At 42.4% G+C, this 16,871-nt stretch carries 13 protein-coding genes and 1 riboswitch; of the genes, 11 read left to right on the top strand and 2 right to left on the bottom strand.

Annotated elements, in window-relative coordinates; genetic code table 11:
- The first annotated feature begins 4 nt into the window (after positions 1-4).
- The 6 genes from murC (at position 5) to lpxC (ending at position 7,013) form a co-directional block, all read left to right on the top strand.
- Positions 5-1,450 carry a UDP-N-acetylmuramate--L-alanine ligase gene (murC, locus tag ACT4_RS08465; protein ID WP_007481380.1) on the top strand — a complete coding sequence of 482 codons (1,446 nt, stop codon included), beginning with the start codon at positions 5-7 and terminating at the stop codon, positions 1,448-1,450.
- An 87-nt stretch (positions 1,451-1,537) separates the two neighbouring features.
- Positions 1,538-2,464: a D-alanine--D-alanine ligase gene (locus ACT4_RS08460; RefSeq protein ID WP_007481378.1), complete on the top strand. Its 927-nt coding sequence runs from the start codon at positions 1,538-1,540 to the stop codon at positions 2,462-2,464.
- 6 nt (positions 2,465-2,470) lie between these two features.
- Positions 2,471-3,328, top strand: a complete 858-nt coding sequence (locus ACT4_RS08455) for a cell division protein FtsQ/DivIB (protein ID WP_007481377.1) — start codon at positions 2,471-2,473, stop codon at positions 3,326-3,328.
- Between the two features lie 62 nt (positions 3,329-3,390).
- Positions 3,391-4,653 (top strand): cell division protein FtsA, encoded by a 1,263-nt coding sequence (gene ftsA, locus ACT4_RS08450; protein WP_007481376.1) that lies wholly within the window; start codon positions 3,391-3,393, stop codon positions 4,651-4,653.
- Positions 4,654-4,819: 166 nt separating this feature from the next.
- Positions 4,820-6,001, top strand: a complete 1,182-nt coding sequence (ftsZ, locus tag ACT4_RS08445; RefSeq protein ID WP_007481374.1) for a cell division protein FtsZ — start codon at positions 4,820-4,822, stop codon at positions 5,999-6,001.
- A 109-nt stretch (positions 6,002-6,110) separates the two neighbouring features.
- On the top strand, positions 6,111-7,013 hold the full coding sequence (lpxC, locus tag ACT4_RS08440; RefSeq protein ID WP_004878058.1) for a UDP-3-O-acyl-N-acetylglucosamine deacetylase: 903 nt from the start codon (positions 6,111-6,113) through the stop codon (positions 7,011-7,013).
- 97 nt (positions 7,014-7,110) lie between these two features.
- Here the strand turns inward: lpxC and ACT4_RS08435 are convergent, their stop codons facing one another.
- On the bottom strand, positions 7,111-7,551 hold the full coding sequence (locus tag ACT4_RS08435; protein WP_004878056.1) for a DciA family protein: 441 nt from the start codon (positions 7,549-7,551) through the stop codon (positions 7,111-7,113).
- A gap of 107 nt (positions 7,552-7,658) precedes the next feature.
- On the opposite strand from ACT4_RS08435, the gene ACT4_RS08430 reads away from it, so the two are divergent.
- From ACT4_RS08430 to ACT4_RS08410, 5 genes are all read left to right on the top strand, one after another.
- Positions 7,659-8,360 (top strand): M23 family metallopeptidase, encoded by a 702-nt coding sequence (locus tag ACT4_RS08430; RefSeq protein WP_007481372.1) that lies wholly within the window; start codon positions 7,659-7,661, stop codon positions 8,358-8,360.
- A gap of 203 nt (positions 8,361-8,563) precedes the next feature.
- A complete protein-coding gene (aceE, locus tag ACT4_RS08425) occupies positions 8,564-11,281 on the top strand; it encodes a pyruvate dehydrogenase (acetyl-transferring), homodimeric type (protein WP_007481369.1) in 2,718 nt (905 codons plus the stop codon).
- Positions 11,282-11,283: 2 nt separating this feature from the next.
- Entirely contained in the window at positions 11,284-13,248 is a 1,965-nt protein-coding gene (locus ACT4_RS08420) for a 2-oxo acid dehydrogenase subunit E2 (protein WP_007481367.1), read from the top strand.
- Positions 13,249-13,390: 142 nt separating this feature from the next.
- On the top strand, positions 13,391-13,678 hold the full coding sequence (locus tag ACT4_RS08415; RefSeq protein WP_007481365.1) for a hypothetical protein: 288 nt from the start codon (positions 13,391-13,393) through the stop codon (positions 13,676-13,678).
- A gap of 34 nt (positions 13,679-13,712) precedes the next feature.
- Positions 13,713-13,850: riboswitch (yybP-ykoY riboswitch) on the top strand.
- A gap of 83 nt (positions 13,851-13,933) precedes the next feature.
- The gene (locus ACT4_RS08410; protein ID WP_007481364.1) at positions 13,934-14,512 is read left to right on the top strand and encodes a TMEM165/GDT1 family protein; all 579 of its coding nucleotides are present in this window, start codon (positions 13,934-13,936) and stop codon (positions 14,510-14,512) included.
- 86 nt (positions 14,513-14,598) lie between these two features.
- Here the strand turns inward: ACT4_RS08410 and ACT4_RS08405 are convergent, their stop codons facing one another.
- Positions 14,599-16,722 (bottom strand): TonB-dependent siderophore receptor, encoded by a 2,124-nt coding sequence (locus ACT4_RS08405; RefSeq protein WP_007481363.1) that lies wholly within the window; start codon positions 16,720-16,722, stop codon positions 14,599-14,601.
- Positions 16,723-16,871 lie beyond the last annotated feature (149 nt).

Here is a 16,871-nt window from a genome sequence, read left to right as displayed (position 1 = left end):
ATCTATGTCTCCAACGAATCCAAACCAAGCCAAAAAGCTGATCAAAGTGCCTGAAATGCGCCGTATTAAACATATCCACTTTGTTGGTATTGGTGGTGCGGGGATGTGTGGTATTGCCGAAGTATTAAGTAACCAAGGTTATAAAGTTTCAGGTTCTGATATTAAAGCGTCAAAAACCACAGCTCAGCTTGAAGCAAATGGTATTAAAGTATTTATTGGACACTCTGCTGACAATATTAAAAATGCCAATGTACTGGTTGTTTCAACGGCAATTGACCCTGAAAATCCAGAGATTAAAGCGGCCATTGAGCAACGTACTCCAATCGTGCGCCGTGCAGAAATGTTGGGTGAGTTAATGCGCTACCGTCATGGTATTGCAGTTGCGGGAACGCATGGTAAAACTACGACCACAAGTTTACTAACAACCATGTTGGCAGAAGAAAACCTTGATCCAACTTATGTAATCGGTGGTTTGCTGAATAGTACAGGTGTCAACGCTGCATTGGGTGAGAGTCGTTTTATCGTGGCTGAAGCGGATGAATCAGATGCTTCTTTCTTGTATTTGCAACCGATGGCCGCAATTGTGACCAATATCGATGCCGATCATATGGATACTTATGAAGGTAGCTTTGATAAATTAAAAGATACTTTTATTCAATTCTTACATAACTTGCCATTCTATGGTTTGGCCGTAGTGTGTGGTGATGATGCCAATATCCGTGAAATCTTGCCGCGTGTAGGTCGTCCAGTATTGACCTATGGATTTGATGAAGGCAACGACATTCGTGCGGTCGATGTTGAACAAGAAGGCATGCGTTCGCACTTTACGGTATTGCGTAAAGATCGTGAGCCATTAAGTGTCACGATTAATCAACCGGGTTTACACAATGTCCTAAATGCACTTGCTGCGATTGGTGTTGCGACAGATGAAGGTGTTTCTGATGGTGCGATTTGCCGTGCTTTAGCAGGCTTTAGCGGTGTTGGTCGTCGTTTCCAAGTTCAGGGTGAATTTGAAGTCGGCGAAGGCTTGGTGAAATTAGTCGATGACTATGGTCACCATCCAAAAGAAGTTGAAGCAACCATTAAGGCAGCGCGAGCAAGCCATCCAGATCGTCGTTTGGTCATGATGTTCCAGCCACACCGTTTTAGCCGTACTCGTGACTGTTTCGATGACTTTGTCGATGTGTTATCGCAAGTCGATCAGCTATTATTGCTTGAGGTATATCCTGCGGGCGAAAAACCGATTGTGGGTGCGGATAGTCGAGCATTGGCACGCAGTATTCGTCTACGTGGTCAGGTTGAACCGATTCTTGTTGATCCAGTTGAAGGCAATTTGCCAAGTGTTTTACAAAAAGTGTTACAAGCGAATGACCTGTTATTAACACAAGGCGCAGGTAACGTTGGTGCAATTTCGGTAGAATTGGCTCAGCATCGCTTGTATGCCGAATAGTTTTAGAAAATCTCTCCCAATCTTCCTTTAATAAATAGGGAATAGGGGGAGATTTAGAGAATTTAGAAAAGTTTTAAGGATATAAACGTGTCAAATGCTGCAAAATTCGGCAAAGTTGCCGTGTTATTGGGTGGGAAGTCGGCTGAACGTGCTGTTTCGTTGGACAGCGGTCAAGCCGTATTAGAAGCATTATTGCGCTCGGGTGTGCAAGCAGAAGCATTTGACCCTCAAGATCGTAGCGTGACAGAGCTGGTTGCTTATGACCGTGCTTTTATCGTATTACATGGTCGCGGTGGTGAAGATGGCCAAATCCAAGGTGTCTTGGAATGGTTGAACCTACCTTATACAGGAACAGGTGTGCAAGGCTCTGCGATTGGTATGGACAAAGTCAAAACCAAGCAAATCTGGCAGGGTAGTGATTTACCAACAGCGCCGTATCGTATTATTACCAAAGAAACTGATTTAGATTCAGTAATTGCCGATCTTGGTCTACCTGTGATTATCAAACCTGTTCACGAAGGCTCAAGTGTGGGCATGAGCAAGGTTGAGAAAGCAGAAGATTTTGCGGCTGCGATTGCAAAAGCGACCGCACATGATGCTGTGGTTATGGCAGAAAAGTGGATTACAGGACGTGAGTTTACGATCTCATTTTTAAATGGTCAGCCATTGCCAGTCATTCGTTTACAGCCACCAGCAGATGTTGCTTTTTATGATTATGAAGCAAAATATCAACGCAATGATGTCGAATATGGTATTCCTTGCGGATTGAGTGACGCTGAAGAGAAAAACTTGCAAGCATTGTGTCTACGTGCATTCCAAGCAGTCGGTGCAGAGGGCTGGGGGCGTATTGACGCGATGCAGGATGAACAAGGGAATTTCTGGTTATTAGAAGTAAATACTGTACCAGGTATGACCAGTCATTCTTTGGTACCGAAGGCAGCACAAGCAGTTGGTTATAGTTTTGATGAGCTTTGTGTTGCGATCTTAGAGCAAACATTAACTGAGTCGGTCTAACTATTTATGGCTCAACTTCCTGCATCAATGCGTCGTAAAACACGACCAGCGATTAGCTCGATTCACGAGAAACCGCCTTCGCCAAAACAAAAAATGGTGAATGCGGGCGGCTGGGCATTGTTGATTATTGCATTTGCTGTTCTTGCCATTGGTCTTTATGGTTTATATAAAGTCATGACTGATGCAAAAGTGGCGGAATTGCAGGTGGTTGGCACATATTCAGATGTTGAGAACCAACAGATGGTTCAACATTTGGATCCAGTGATTAAAGATAACTATTTCACGTCCGATTTAGAGCAGATTCGAGATCAAGCATTAAAGGTCTCATGGGTTGATCGAGTGGTTGTATCACGAGCTTGGCCAAATGCAATTCGAGTGCGTGTCATGCCGCGCCATGCGATTGCACGTTGGGGAACAGGGCGCTTGCTCAGTGATAATGGGGATGTATTTAGTGAGGCTGTGTTAACCGCACATCCAAATTTGCCGCTTTTACATGGTCCAGTCAGCCAATCCAAAATGATGATGCGTCGCTATAATGAAATTAATCAGCTTTTTCATCCTGCAAATTTGCGTTTAAAAGAGTTGTATTTAACTGAGCGTATGACGTGGTTTATGCAGTTTGATTCAGGCTTGCGAATTATTGTTGACCAAGATCAGACCATGAATAAATTACAACGCTTAAGCCATTTGGCACAAACAGATCTAAAACCTGTATGGTCAAAAATTTCGTCGATTGATTTGCGATATCGGAATGGCTTAGCGATTCAATGGAAAAATGCAGCACCGCCCAAGATTGTGAACGGTCAGTTTGTTGTAACGATTGATGACACAAACCTTGCAGGTGTAATTCAGGCAAAGCCATAATACGTGGCTTGAAAATAATAGGCAGTGGTCCTAAACAACATTAAAGAAATGGTATTTAAGTAATGAGTGAAGCTGTTCCCTCAGTTGTTGCGATTGATATTGGGACTCATAAAGTCTCAGTTTTGATTGGTAAGATCCATGCACCGGATAAGATCCAAGTCATTGGCATGGCAACTGCTCGCAACCGAGGTATGGTTAAAGGCAAGATTGTCAGCTTAGACAAGGTAATTGCTGCGATCAAAAATGCAGTATCCGAAGCGGAAGATATGGCTGAATGTCGTATTCATAGCGCATGGGTGTCGATTCCAAGTACAGAATTACAAAGTTTTTATGCTTCAGGACGTACGCCTGTTGCTAACCATGATCATATTATTACAACAAATGAAGTGGTTAGAGCATTAGAATTGGCGAAAGCAAGTCATGTTTCGCCTGATTATTATTTGGCAAGTGCAGTTCCTTTAGGCTTTGAACTTGGTGACTCTGCTGAATGGGTACAAAACCCAGTCAATATGTCTGCACATAGTATGACGGGTCATTATCAGTTAATGATGATGCCAATTAGCACTATGCAAAACCTTGATCGCGCCATGAAAGGTGCCAATATCGGGGTGGAAAAAATGGTGGTGTCTTGCTTGGCAACAGCTGAAGCAAGCCTGCTTAAAGATGAAAAAGAATATGGCGTTTGCCTTGTAGATATTGGAGCGGGTATTACCAATCTCGCTGTGTATTTAGATGGTCGATTAGCTTTAGCACGTACCCTCGCGCGCGGTGGTGAAAATGTAACGCGCGATATTGCAGCGGTGTTACAGACTACAACCGAAGAAGCTGAGCGCATCAAGATTTTACATGGTTGTGTTGACCTGAGTGTTGTGAAACCAGATCACATGATTCAAGTTCAAGGGATTGATGGTACTCAAACCATCAGTCGTATTGAGCTTGCAGAAATTATTATTGCGCGTTATGAAGAGATCTTTGCATCAATTCGTGAAGAACTAGAGCATAGCGGTGCAATTCACGGTTTATATCATGGGGTGGTTTTAACTGGGGATGCATGTCAGATTGAAGGTATGGTCAATTTGGCACGTCGTATGCTTGGGGTATCTGCACATTTAGGAAATCCACCATTACAGGTTTATGCTGATGATCAACATTTACCAGCATTACGTCGTTCGATGTATGCAACGACGGCTGGATTGTTGATGTTTAGCCAAAGTGATCTACAAGATGCAGTAGAAGAGCCAGAGGAGGCAAGTGATCGTAGTTTTATTGATCGTGTCTCAAATGGCTGGAATGCATTAAACAGTAAGCTTAAGGCGATATTCTAAGTTGTAGGCATTTTGGGGAAAAATTGTTAGGAAGTTGTAATACTAAGTCACTGGACTTGACAAGCTGACGAATATTGAACAGCATCCTAAACATCAGGTGTTTTAAAAATCAAGGCAGTAACGGGCTGAAGTAACTGCCATTTATATATTAGGAAATCTAAAGGTCATGGCCTCATTTGAATTTATAGAAGATGAACTAGACGATGGCAACGGTCAAGCCCGTTTCACAGTATTTGGTGTTGGTGGTGGTGGTGGTAATGCTGTCCAGCACATGGTGCAATCTGATATCCAAGGTGTGAAATTTGTTTGTGCGAACACCGACAAACAAGCTTTAGATAGCATGAATGCGCCATTTAAAATTCAATTAGGCGAACAAAGTACGCGTGGCTTAGGTGCTGGTGCAAACCCAGAAGTGGGTCAAATTGCAGCGGAAGAAAGTCGTGAAGTCATCCGTCAGCACCTTGAAGGTACTGACATGGTATTTGTCACTGCTGGTATGGGCGGTGGTACGGGTACGGGTGCGGCACCCGTAGTTGCTGAAGTTGCCAAAGAAATGGGTATTTTGACTGTTGGTGTGGTGACAACACCATTCAATTTTGAAGGTCGCCGTCGTCAAAAGTCTGCAGAAAAAGGTATTGATGCTTTAGAAGCACATGTTGACTCGCTTATCATCATTCCGAACCAGCGCTTACTCAGTGTTTATGGCGATATTTCAATGAAAGATGCCTATAAAAAGGCAGATGATGTATTGCTCAATGCGGTACGCAGTATCTTTGACTTGGTTGTAAACCGCGGTCATATTAACCTTGACTTCGCAGATTTGAAAACTGCAATGAGTACTCGTGGTTACGCAATGATGGGTGCTGGTTTAGGTCGTGGTGAAGATCGTGCTCGTCAAGCAGCTGAACAAGCGATTCGTAGTCCGTTGCTTGATAACGTCAACATTATCAATGCCAAAGGCGTGTTGATTAATATCACGGGTGGTGATGATATTACCCTACGCGAAACTGAGATCATTACGGATGTCGTTAACCAAATCGTTGATTTGGATGAAGGTGAAATCTTCTACGGTACCGTATTTGATCCTGATGCACGTGATGAACTTCGCGTAACTGTTATAGCGACAGGTTTAACGCGTAATGCAACTGAAGTTGAACATAAGAAACGTACTGTTCCTTCACATCACGCATCAGCTCAAGTTGCACAGCAATCTGTTGATGAAGACGATGTACCAGCGATCAGTAAACGTACAAATACTGAAGCACCAGTTAGCTCTGCACCAAGTTCTACGCCACGTTCGTCTCCGATGAGCATTCAGGACTATCTAAAAAATCAACAGCGTAAATAATAAAATCAACTATTTAGGAAAAGGGGGCAAGTAATTGCCCCCTTTTTATTTTTTAAAATGGCAAAATATGCTAAGTTATATCGGTTTTTGCAAATGAAGTTAGCATGGCATGGTGAAGCAACGAACTCTAAAACGTGTGGTGAAAGCGAGCGGTATTGGTCTGCACAGTGGTCAAAAAGTGCTGATTAATTTTGTTCCGCATCATATTGATGGAGGAATTGTATTTCGCCGTATCGATCTCAACCCACCCGTTGATATCCCTGCCAACGCTTTATTGATTCAAGAAGCTTTTATGTGTTCCAATTTGGTTCGAGAAGACATTAAAGTCGGCACAATTGAGCATGTCATGAGTGCGATAGCTGGCTTAGGCATTGATAATCTCATTGTCGAAGTCTCTGCTTCAGAAGTACCGATCATGGATGGTAGCGCAGGACCATTTATTTACTTACTCATGCAAGGTGAGTTAGCGGAACAAAATGCCCCAAAGAAGTTTATTCGTATTCTTAAGCCAGTCGAAGCTTTGATTGAAGATAAACGTGCGATTTTTACCCCTCATTCAGGTTTTCAACTGAACTTTACTATTGATTTCGACCATCCTGCCTTTGCTAAGGAATACCAGTCTGTCACCATTGATTTCTCCACTGAAACATTTGTCTATGAAGTCAGTGAGGCGCGTACCTTTGGTTTTATGAAAGATTTGGATTATTTGAAAGCCAATAATCTTGCATTGGGTGCAAGTTTAGAGAATGCAATTGGTGTAGATGATACGGGTGTCGTCAATGAAGAGGGTTTACGCTTTGCTGATGAGTTTGTGCGCCATAAAATTTTAGATGCTGTGGGTGACTTATATTTGCTTGGGCATCAAGTTATTGCCAAGTTTGATGGCTATAAATCTGGACATGCGCTAAATAACCAGCTTTTGCGCAATGTTCAAAACGATCCAAGCAGCTATGAAATTGTAACATTTGTTAACGAGAATGAATGTCCAATTCCATACGTGAGTGTGACATAAGTCATTGTCTTTCAGTGGGTATGTTATATTATAACAATATAATCTGAGATTTTTGTCACAAAATTTGTGTACGTTTTCTTACTGTAAAGCTAGGTTATTATTTTTTATTGCTTGCCAAACGTAGTAAAGCTTGGCTAAGCTTAGGGTCGCTCACATATTCAGCGGCACTGCGTAATAGCTCTTGTGTCTCTGATGAAAGTGCTTTAGATGGGGGAGAGGGTTCACGAGAGACTGTGGTTTTGTTTCTCAACCGGACTTGTATTTTTCGTAATTCCTTGAAACCTTCAAGCTGAGCTAACTGCGCAACATAGTGACTTTGTAAATAACTCAGTTGACTGATCATTGCTTGATTTTCACCTGTTATGGTCAAAATACCATGTTGATAACAAACAACCTGCCATTGCTCTGGTTGGGGCAGTAATGGTTGAATAATTTTCGTAAGTTGTTTCCATTGTGTGACTTGCGTAGTGAGAAACGTTAAGTTTCCAGTTTTTATGTGTTGTCCTTTCTGTTGAAAAACGTTGGTAGGTTCAGACATGTTAACTTCCTCAGAGGTTATGTGTTCATCTTAAGCGTTCAGTTCAACTGTTATCAAGGAAGAGATGATAAAGGAACTTTAGTAAGGACGGTTTCAAGAGGTTTTTTATGCATCATACGCGTCGTATTTTACTCGCATTTTCATTGGCTGCGTCAGCTGCTTCGGTTGCTTTTGCTGATTATCAAAATATCAGCCAAACAACGGACACTGACCGTTTAGAACAGTTATCTAAAACCTTAGCTCAAGGTTCTTATAATCACCCAGATGATATTGATCTGCCAGCAGTTTCAAATGTTTCAGTTCAATTGCGTGAAAAAACTATTGAATTGAATAATGCGACGATTGAAAAGAAATACGGCCGTTCTGCAATTTCAAGCAAAGACAATGCACCGTCATTCTCTGCGAATACAGGTTATTCTTGGTTGGTGAGCCATCCTTTACAAGAAGGTCGTGTAAGCTCTTCTTGGGGTAATCGTACGCTACTTGGTTCAACGCGTCATCATTCTGGTCTTGATCTTGCTGCACCATCAGGCACGCCGATTTATGCGACTGGTCCAGGTGTTGTTACCAAATCAGGTTGGGGTACAGGCTACGGTCAATATGTTGAGATTGATCACGGCAATGGTTACATCACTCGTTATGCACACGCATCTCGTTTAATCGTGAATGCTGGTGATCGCGTAAGCGCTGGTGAGCATATTGCGAATGTTGGATGCACAGGTCGTTGTACAGGTCCGCATTTACACTTTGAAGTTGTAAAAGATGGTCAACGCAAAAATCCTTCACCGTACTTAGCGATGTTGCCATAATATAATTTGTTAACAGTTGTATAGAAATATTAAAAAATCGCCTTTATTGGTCGATTTTTTGTATTTTTTGTTTCATTTGGGTCAATGACTATTTAGTGAGAAAATATTAAGGGATTTTGTATTCATTTGGGGCAATACCTTTATGAAGTGAAAACATGATAAATATATAACGTCAAAATAACTTAAGGGAAAAGGTGAATTGTATGGCGTTTTATGGCGACTCAGACGCGCAGGAAACCCAGGAATGGCAAGAAGCATTTGATTCAGTATTACAACATATGGGCACGGAACGCGCTGCATTCTTACTCGAAAAACTGTATCAAAGAGCAATTGCGAAACATGTTCCAATCCAACGCTTAAATACACCTTATCTCAATACCATTTCAGTTGAAGAACAACCTGCAATGCCGGGTGATCAGGACATGGAGCGTCGTATCCGTGCTTTGATTCGTTGGAATGCACTGGCAATGGTATTGCGTGCGAATAAAACCGGTGATGACCTAGGCGGACACCTTGCAAGTTTCGCTTCTTCTGCGACTTTATATGATGTTGGTTTTAACCATTTCTTCCGCGCTGCTTCAGATAACTTCGGCGGCGATATGATTTATTACCAAGGTCATTGCGCCCCTGGTATTTATGCACGTTCTTTCTTAGAAGGTCGTTTAACTGAGGATCAGCTCAATAATTTCCGCCGTGAAGTCGGTGGCAATGGTCTCCCAAGCTATCCACATCCTTATTTAATGCCTGATTACTGGCAGTTCCCAACGGTATCGATGGGTTTAGGCCCTATTATGTCGATTTACCAAGCACATATTCAAAAGTACTTGATGAATCGTGGTTTGATTAAAGAAGAAGATCGTAAAGTCTGGGCATATCTAGGCGATGGTGAGATGGATGAGCCAGAAAGTACGGGTGCAATTTCATTAGCAGGTCGTGAAAAATTAGATAACTTGGTTTGGGTGGTGAACTGTAACTTACAGCGTTTGGATGGTCCAGTACGTGGTAATGGTAAGATCATCCAAGAGCTTGAATCATTGTTCCGTGGCGCAGGTTGGCGTGTGATTAAAGTCGTGTGGGGCCGTCATTGGGATCCATTGCTTGCACAAGACGCTTCAGGTGCTTTAAAAGCGGTCATGGAAGAAACGGTTGATGGTGAGTACCAACGCTATCAAGTGAAAGGTGGTGCATATACCCGCGAGAAATTCTTTGGTAAGTACCCAGAAGCTGCGGAACTTGTAAAAGATTTAAGCGATGAAGACATCGATAATCTTAACCGTGGTGGTCATGACCCGTACAAGGTTTTTGCTGCTTATGCAGAAGCAATGAAAGCCAAAGGCCAACCGACCGTTATTCTTGCGAAAACAGTTAAAGGTTACGGATTGTCTGAAGAAATTGAAGCGGTGAACAAAACGCACCAAATCAAAAAAATGCAGATCGACTCTTTGAAATATGTACGTGACCGTTTTAATCTGCCATTTACAGATGACAAGTTAGAAGAGCTTCCGTTCTATCGCCCAAGTGAAAACTCTCCAGAAATGAAGTATATGAAGGCGCGTCGTGAAGCATTAGGTGGCTACCTACCTGCACGTCGTAAAGAGAGTGAAACTTTACCGATTCCTGAGTTATCTGTATTTGATGCTGTATTAAATGGTTCAGGTGGTAAAGAGCAATCGACTACGATGTTGATGGTGCGTTTAATTGCTGCTTTACTGAAAGAAAAAGCCATTAAAGATCGCGTTGTACCCATCGTTCCAGATGAAGCACGTACTTTTGGTCTGGAAGGTATGTTCCGTCAGTTGGGTATTTATGCTGCTCACGGTCAAAAATATACCCCAGAAGACCAAGAACAGTTAATGCATTATCGTGAAGCAAGTGATGGCCACATGCTTCAAGAAGGGATTAACGAAGCGGGTGCGATGAGCGCTTGGGCTGCGTTGGCAACCAGTTATTCAACCAATAACTTGCCAATGATTCCAATGTACATGTACTACTCAATGTTTGGTTTCCAACGTATTGGCGACATTGCATGGGCTGCTGGTGATGCACAGGCACAAGGTTTCTTACTTGGTGCAACTGCGGGCCGTACCACTTTGAACGGTGAAGGTTTACAGCACCAAGATGGTCATTCACATATCTTGGCGAACACCATTCCAAACTGCGTATCTTATGATCCATGTTTTGGTTATGAATTGGCTGTGATCGTACATGACGGTTTACAACGTATGTATGTGAACCAAGAGCGTGTGTTCTATTACTTAACTGTAATGAACGAAAATTACGAGCATCCTGCAATGCCAGAAGGCGCTGAGGAAGGCATTAAACGTGGTATGTACTTGTTCGAAAAAGATGAAAAAGCAACGGTTCAATTACTTGGTTCAGGTGTCATTCTGCGTGAAGTGATCAAAGCAGCGAAAATCTTACGTGATGAATACCAGATCCACTCAAATGTTTGGAGCGTAACAAGCTTCAATGAGTTGTCACGTGATGGTATGGCATGTGAAGAATACAACCGTTTACACCCACTGACTGAAGAAGTGAAAGAATCTTGGGTATCTAAACAGTTACGTGGTACAGAAGGTATCGTTGTTTCAGCAACAGACCATATGCGTGCATATAGCGAACAAATCCGTGCATATCTTCCAGATGGTCGTCCATTTGTTGCATTAGGTACAGATGGTTACGGACGTTCAGATACACGTGCAAACTTACGTAGTTTCTTTGGTGTTGATGCTGCACATATCGTTGTTGCGACTTTGAAAAAACTCGCTGACGAAGGTGAAGTAGATGCACGTTTAGTCAAAGATGCAATTTCTAACTTTGAGTTAGATACGGATCGTCCAGTGGCTTGGGCGCCACAAGCGCATCCAGAAGTTCAGGCCGTTGCTGAATACCATGAAACACAAACAGGTGAGGGGAAATAATCATGCAAATCCAAGCACCTGATATTGGCGTAGATAAAGCGCTCGTTGCAGAAATCTTGGTCAAAGTAGGCGACCATGTTGCAGTTGACGATAGCCTTCTGGTCTTAGAATCAGATAAGGCAACGGTCGAAGTACCAAGCACTGCGGCAGGGATCGTAAAAAGTATTCTGGTTCAACAGGGTGATGAAGTTACTGAAGGCGTCGCATTGATCGAACTAGAGTCTGAGTCTGCTGCTGAATCACCTGCGAACGAAGCACCGAAAGCGGAAGCGCCAAAAGCAGAAACAAAACCTGTTGAAGCTGAAACAAAAGCACAACCAGCTGCCGCTCCAACAGCGACAGCAAGTCAGATTGTGGATGTAAAAGTTCCAGATATTGGTGTAGAAAAAGCATTGGTTGCAGAAGTACTGGTCAAAGTCGGTGATCAGATTGAACCTGAACAAAGTATTGTGGTGGTTGAATCGGACAAGGCGACTGTAGAAGTACCAAGCTCGGTTGCGGGGATTGTCGAAGCGATCCAGATTAAAGAAGGCGACAGCATCAAAGAAGGCGTGGTATTGATTCAGGTCAAGACTGAGAGCGCTGCAACGTCATCTGAACCGCAAGCAGCTCCAGCTAAAACAGAAGCGCCAGTCGCAACTAAAGAAGCACCAGTTGCAAGCAATACCTCAACAGGTAATGTCGAAATTGAAGTGCCTGATCTAGGTGTAGAAAAAGCACTTGTTTCAGAAATTTTGGTCAATGTCGGTGATCGCGTTGAAGCTCAACAAAGCCTATGTGTGGTTGAGTCAGATAAAGCGTCTGTTGAAGTGCCAAGTTCAGTGGCGGGGATTGTAAAAGCAATCCATGTGTCTGCGAATCAAGAAGTTCGTCAAGGTATGGCTTTGGCAATGATCGAGGTAAGTGGTCAGGCTGCTGCTCCAGCAGCACCAAAAGCTCAACCAGCCGCTGCGCCTGCTACGCAAGCAGCACCAGCAAAACCGCAGGCAGCAACGACAGCAGCACCAAGTGCGCCAGCGCAAGCTGATAAGCTGACCAAAGAGCAAGAAGCAGAAAATGCGAAGGTTTATGCAGGCCCTGCCGTGCGTAAACTGGCGCGTGAATTAGGCGTTATTCTCGGTCAGGTCAAGGCTTCTGGTGAACATGGTCGTGTGATGAAGGACGATGTTTTTGCTTATGTAAAAGCACGTCTCACGACATCACAGCCAGCACCTTCTGCTCAAGCAGCACCAGTAGCTTCGGGCTTACCGAAGTTGCCAGACTTTGGTGCATTTGGTGGTGGTGAAGTGAAAGCAATGACGCGTTTACAGCAAGTGTCTGTACCACAGTTGTCATTGAACAATTTCATTCCGCAAGTCACCCAGTTTGATTTGGCGGATATTACTGAACTCGAAGCGTGGCGTGGTGAACTCAAAGATGGCTTTAAAAAGCAGGGTCTGAGCTTAACAATTTTGGCTTTTATTGCCAAAGCGGTTGCACACTTGCTCAAAGAAGAGCCTTATTTTGCTGGGCATTTGGCCGATGATCAGAAGTCAGTGTTATTGCGTAACGAAATTCATATGGGGATTGCAGTTGCGACTCCAGATGGCTTAACCGTTCCGGTATTACGTAACCCAGATCAAAAATCGATTAAGCAGATTGCGACAGAACTGGCTGAATTGAGCCAGAAAGCACGTGACCGCAAATTGTCGCCGAAAGATTTACAAGGTGCCAACTTTACCATTACCAGCTTGGGTAGTATCGGTGGAACTGCATTCACCCCATTGGTGAATTGGCCACAAGTTGCGATCTTAGGTATTTCGCCTGCAACGATGCAACCTGTATGGAATGGTAAAGACTTTGATCCGCGTTTGATGTTGCCATTGTCATTGTCTTATGACCACCGTGTGATTAATGGTGCGGATGCTGCTCGCTTTACCAATAAGTTGACCAAACTGTTGAAAGACATTCGTACATTACTACTGTAAGTGCTTAAATTATATTTGGAATAACCTCGCAAATGCGGGGTTTTCTGTTTTTAGGATGACAAAATTGTGGCTTTATTTGTAAATACTTTTCTCTAGAATACGGTTCTATCTATAAGAAATTTCTTTGAGATCAGGAGCAAGGATGTTGATGATTTATCGGGTAATGTTGCCATTATTGCTGGTTGTTTTTGTATTGATGGGCTTATGGGTGAGTTTTTTGCACTTTCCTTGGGAATGGGTAATGTACGCGGTGATGGGTTTAGAAGTATGTGTTGCTACAGTGGTGATGGCTGTTGAATATCAAGCTCAGCATGTAGGAAGTGCGAGCGGTTGGGGAAGTTTTGGTTTTCTTGGCTTGAGTGCCTATTTTGCATTTCTTTTAGGTATATTCCGTTTGCTGTTATGGGGTTATCAAAAATTCTGGGTCTAAAGATTCAAAATGATATCTTTATTTGTTAGAATAGTATCACTTCATTGGGGAGTAGCCGCTCTTTACGCAAAGTAAAGAGGTGATGATCAACATAATTGTTCAACAGAACATGGTCATCATAGCAAAGAACCAAAGCAGCTTAGGCTGTGCTTTTGTTGGCAAGACCTTTGATTTATCACTCTGCATCAATCTATTTGATTTTGGCTAGCAGGAGGGATAAGTCATCGGTATATATGCTAGCCAGAGCATTCAATTATGTATGAATTTCTCATCTCAACTTCAATTGTTGCCCTTGCAGAAATGGGTGATAAAACTCAGCTTCTTGCCTTACTCCTTGCCGCACGTTTTCGAAAACCTGTTCCAATTTTAATTGCCATTTTACTTGCAACAACCATTAACCATGGTATTTCTGCGGTGTTTGGCCAATGGATCACAACTGTATTAAGCCCTGAGATTTTGATCTGGATCCTCGCACTTGGATTTATCGGTATGGCGATTTGGATGCTGATTCCTGATGAGCTTGGAGATGAAACTGAAAGCATTAATAAGTGGCAACGTTTTGGTGTATTCGGTGCGACTTTTATTTTATTTTTCTTAGCGGAAATCGGTGATAAAACTCAAATCGCAACTGTCGCACTCGCTGCTCGTTTTGACAGTGTATTTTGGGTGATGTGTGGTACGACTGTGGGGATGATGATTGCCAATGCGCCTGCTGTTTTTATTGGTAATAAACTTGCTGATCGTTTGCCAATTTCTTTGATTCATAAAATTGGCGCTGCGATTTTCTTAATTGTCGGTGTTTCAACATTGGTTCAGCATTATTTCTTTGCTTAACCGCTGCATCAACGAAATCTAAGTTAAATAAATGCCAAGTCTATTTTGATGAAATTCAAAGTAGGACTTGGCATTATTCTTTAATTTTAGTAGTTAAATTTCACTGTAAAATTGATTTGGCGTGGGTTGCCTAGCGTAATTAGATTTTCATTGAGTGCGCCAGCATAGTAGTCTTTATCAAACATATTGCGGATTGAAAGTTGTGCACCCCAATGTTCTGTATCATAGCCTGCTTCAGTATCAAATACTGTGTAGCTCGGAATATCCACCGCTAAACCATCAACGCTTTTTTTCGTTTCGCCTCGAAGTCCTGCACCCACATACCAGCCTAAATTTGAATTTGGTTTAAAGCGATAGCGTGTCGATAAGCTATAGCTCTGTTTTGGAATATTGTCGATGCGAATACCAATATTTTCAGCTGTTGTATCCTGAGTAGTTTTTGCATCTGGTGTATAGGTATATGCTGCAGTGAGTTTGAACTGATCAAACAAATGTGCCGTGACTTCGGTTTCAATCCCCCGTGTCATTTGCTCACCACGTTGTACTTTAAATCCACTGTTGATTGGATCTGATACTGAAACATTTTGGCGACGTAAATCAAACCATGCGATGCTACCTTGGATGCGTTGATCTGGGCTTTGTAGTTTTAAGCCGACTTCAACTTGTTTGCCTTTCTCTGGTTTAAATGCATTGTCATTAGCATCTGTTCCGCTCACAGGAAGAAATGATGTTGCATAGCTAACATAAGGGGCTGCAATATCATTGATGGTATAGAGGAGAGAAGCATTGCCTGTAAATGCATTATCTGATTGGGTTGATTCAGTATTTTTCACTAAATTTTTATTTTGTGTTTCAGCCCAATCGTGGCGACCTGATAGATTTAACACCCATTGATCATTGAGTTGAATTCGATCACGTAGATATAAGCCTGTATATCTGAGGCGATTGATATCATGATTTGTGGGTGACTCAGGACAACTCACCTTGGTGTTGTATTGCGGACGATATAAATTTAAATTGCCCACGGTACAACGGTTATTGATGTAATCGCTTTTTTCTTGCATAGCATCGACACCAATCGTGAGTTCATGCGACATATTGGCAAGGTTAAAGCGTCTTTGTAGTTGATTATCGATTGAAAAACTTAAATTATCGACATCTTGATAACGTCCTTGACGTTGGATCGTGGTGTAGTCGATTGTCCCATCCGTATTTTTCGCCCAAAAGTTCTTGCCTGTTGCAGCAAATACGGCAGGACCAACCATTTCTGTTTTTTGTACGACAAAATTTTGTTTGAACTTCCATTCATTTGCAAAAGTATGTGCAAAATTATAGCCACTACGATAAACATCCGCATTGTAGCCGCCATGAGCTGGTTCGCTGATGAATAATTTTGAGTTTAATGCGCCATTTGGATTTGCTAGCAATGTACCTAAGACTGGTAAGCCTTGTTGGCGCATATATTCACGATGTTGATAGCTCGCAATGACCGAAAGATCAGTATTGTCACCTAAGTTAAAATTATAAGAAGGTGAAATATAGTAATTTTTAAAATACACGAAATCGGTTGGATCATTTTGATCTGCAACACGTCCGTTGATGCGGAAAGCGCCTTTTTCACTGTCATTCGGACTATAGTTTAAATCGAAAGTGCCTTGCTTAAGTTGATTGGAGCCGTAGGTCAAAGACCCTCGGTAGAATGAGTCAGCTTGAGGTCGTTTAGTGACCATATTGACCATGCCACCGGGTTGAACGAGGCCGAAATTAACCGATGCAGGCCCTTTGATGACTTGTACTTGATCCATACCAGAGAGTTCTGTTGCGACAAAAGTACTTTGCCCTTGCCGTAAACCATCAATAAAAACCTGATCCGATGAATTTTGTCCACGGATAATAAAATCGTCCCAACCCCGTCGTCCAAGTTGTCCCGAAACAACACCTGCAACACCATCAATCGCTTCTGCTAAAGTCTGTGCTTGTTTTTGCTCTAGCTGTTCTTGAGTAATTACACTGACGGATTGTGCTGTTTTAAAAAGTGGAGCATCTGACTTTAGTGCTGAAGTTGCTTGAGTAGCAACATAAGTGTCAGTTTGATCTTGCTCTGCTTGAATTGAAATGGTGGGAAGGGTATTGGTTGTATCGTCTGCATAAGCGGTTGTCATAAAGCCTAAAACAAGTGTTGCTAGCAGCGTTCGATGTGGAGGGAGCATAGAAGATTCCAAAACTGAGAGATATCTCAGATCGAGGTAATATTAATGAGAATGGTTATTATTTTAATTGATGTAAATAAAGATACTCAAGTTTTAAATCAGTAAAATTTACATAGATAAATTACGATAAAAGTCCAATATCTGATTGA

Origin of the sequence: Acinetobacter sp. NBRC 100985, assembly GCF_000241225.1 — a bacterium.
In the GTDB taxonomy this organism is placed as follows: domain Bacteria; phylum Pseudomonadota; class Gammaproteobacteria; order Pseudomonadales; family Moraxellaceae; genus Acinetobacter; species Acinetobacter venetianus.
This window is presented reverse-complemented; position numbering and strand designations above follow the sequence as displayed.

What these genes read in the sequence shown, in the direction of transcription:
- lpxC (WP_004878058.1), top strand. Translation starts at nt 6,111, where the DNA reads ATGGTGAAGCAACGAACTCTAAAACGTGTGGTGAAAGCGAGCGGTATT.
- aceE (WP_007481369.1), top strand. Translation starts at nt 8,564, where the DNA reads ATGGCGTTTTATGGCGACTCAGACGCGCAGGAAACCCAGGAATGGCAA.
- ACT4_RS08435 (WP_004878056.1), bottom strand. Translation starts at nt 7,551, where the DNA reads ATGTCTGAACCTACCAACGTTTTTCAACAGAAAGGACAACACATAAAA.
- ACT4_RS08410 (WP_007481364.1), top strand. Translation starts at nt 13,934, where the DNA reads ATGTATGAATTTCTCATCTCAACTTCAATTGTTGCCCTTGCAGAAATG.
- ACT4_RS08430 (WP_007481372.1), top strand. Translation starts at nt 7,659, where the DNA reads ATGCATCATACGCGTCGTATTTTACTCGCATTTTCATTGGCTGCGTCA.
- ACT4_RS08405 (WP_007481363.1), bottom strand. Translation starts at nt 16,722, where the DNA reads ATGCTCCCTCCACATCGAACGCTGCTAGCAACACTTGTTTTAGGCTTT.
- ftsZ (WP_007481374.1), top strand. Translation starts at nt 4,820, where the DNA reads ATGGCCTCATTTGAATTTATAGAAGATGAACTAGACGATGGCAACGGT.
- ACT4_RS08415 (WP_007481365.1), top strand. Translation starts at nt 13,391, where the DNA reads ATGTTGATGATTTATCGGGTAATGTTGCCATTATTGCTGGTTGTTTTT.
- ftsA (WP_007481376.1), top strand. Translation starts at nt 3,391, where the DNA reads ATGAGTGAAGCTGTTCCCTCAGTTGTTGCGATTGATATTGGGACTCAT.
- murC (WP_007481380.1), top strand. Translation starts at nt 5, where the DNA reads ATGTCTCCAACGAATCCAAACCAAGCCAAAAAGCTGATCAAAGTGCCT.
- ACT4_RS08455 (WP_007481377.1), top strand. Translation starts at nt 2,471, where the DNA reads ATGGCTCAACTTCCTGCATCAATGCGTCGTAAAACACGACCAGCGATT.
- ACT4_RS08420 (WP_007481367.1), top strand. Translation starts at nt 11,284, where the DNA reads ATGCAAATCCAAGCACCTGATATTGGCGTAGATAAAGCGCTCGTTGCA.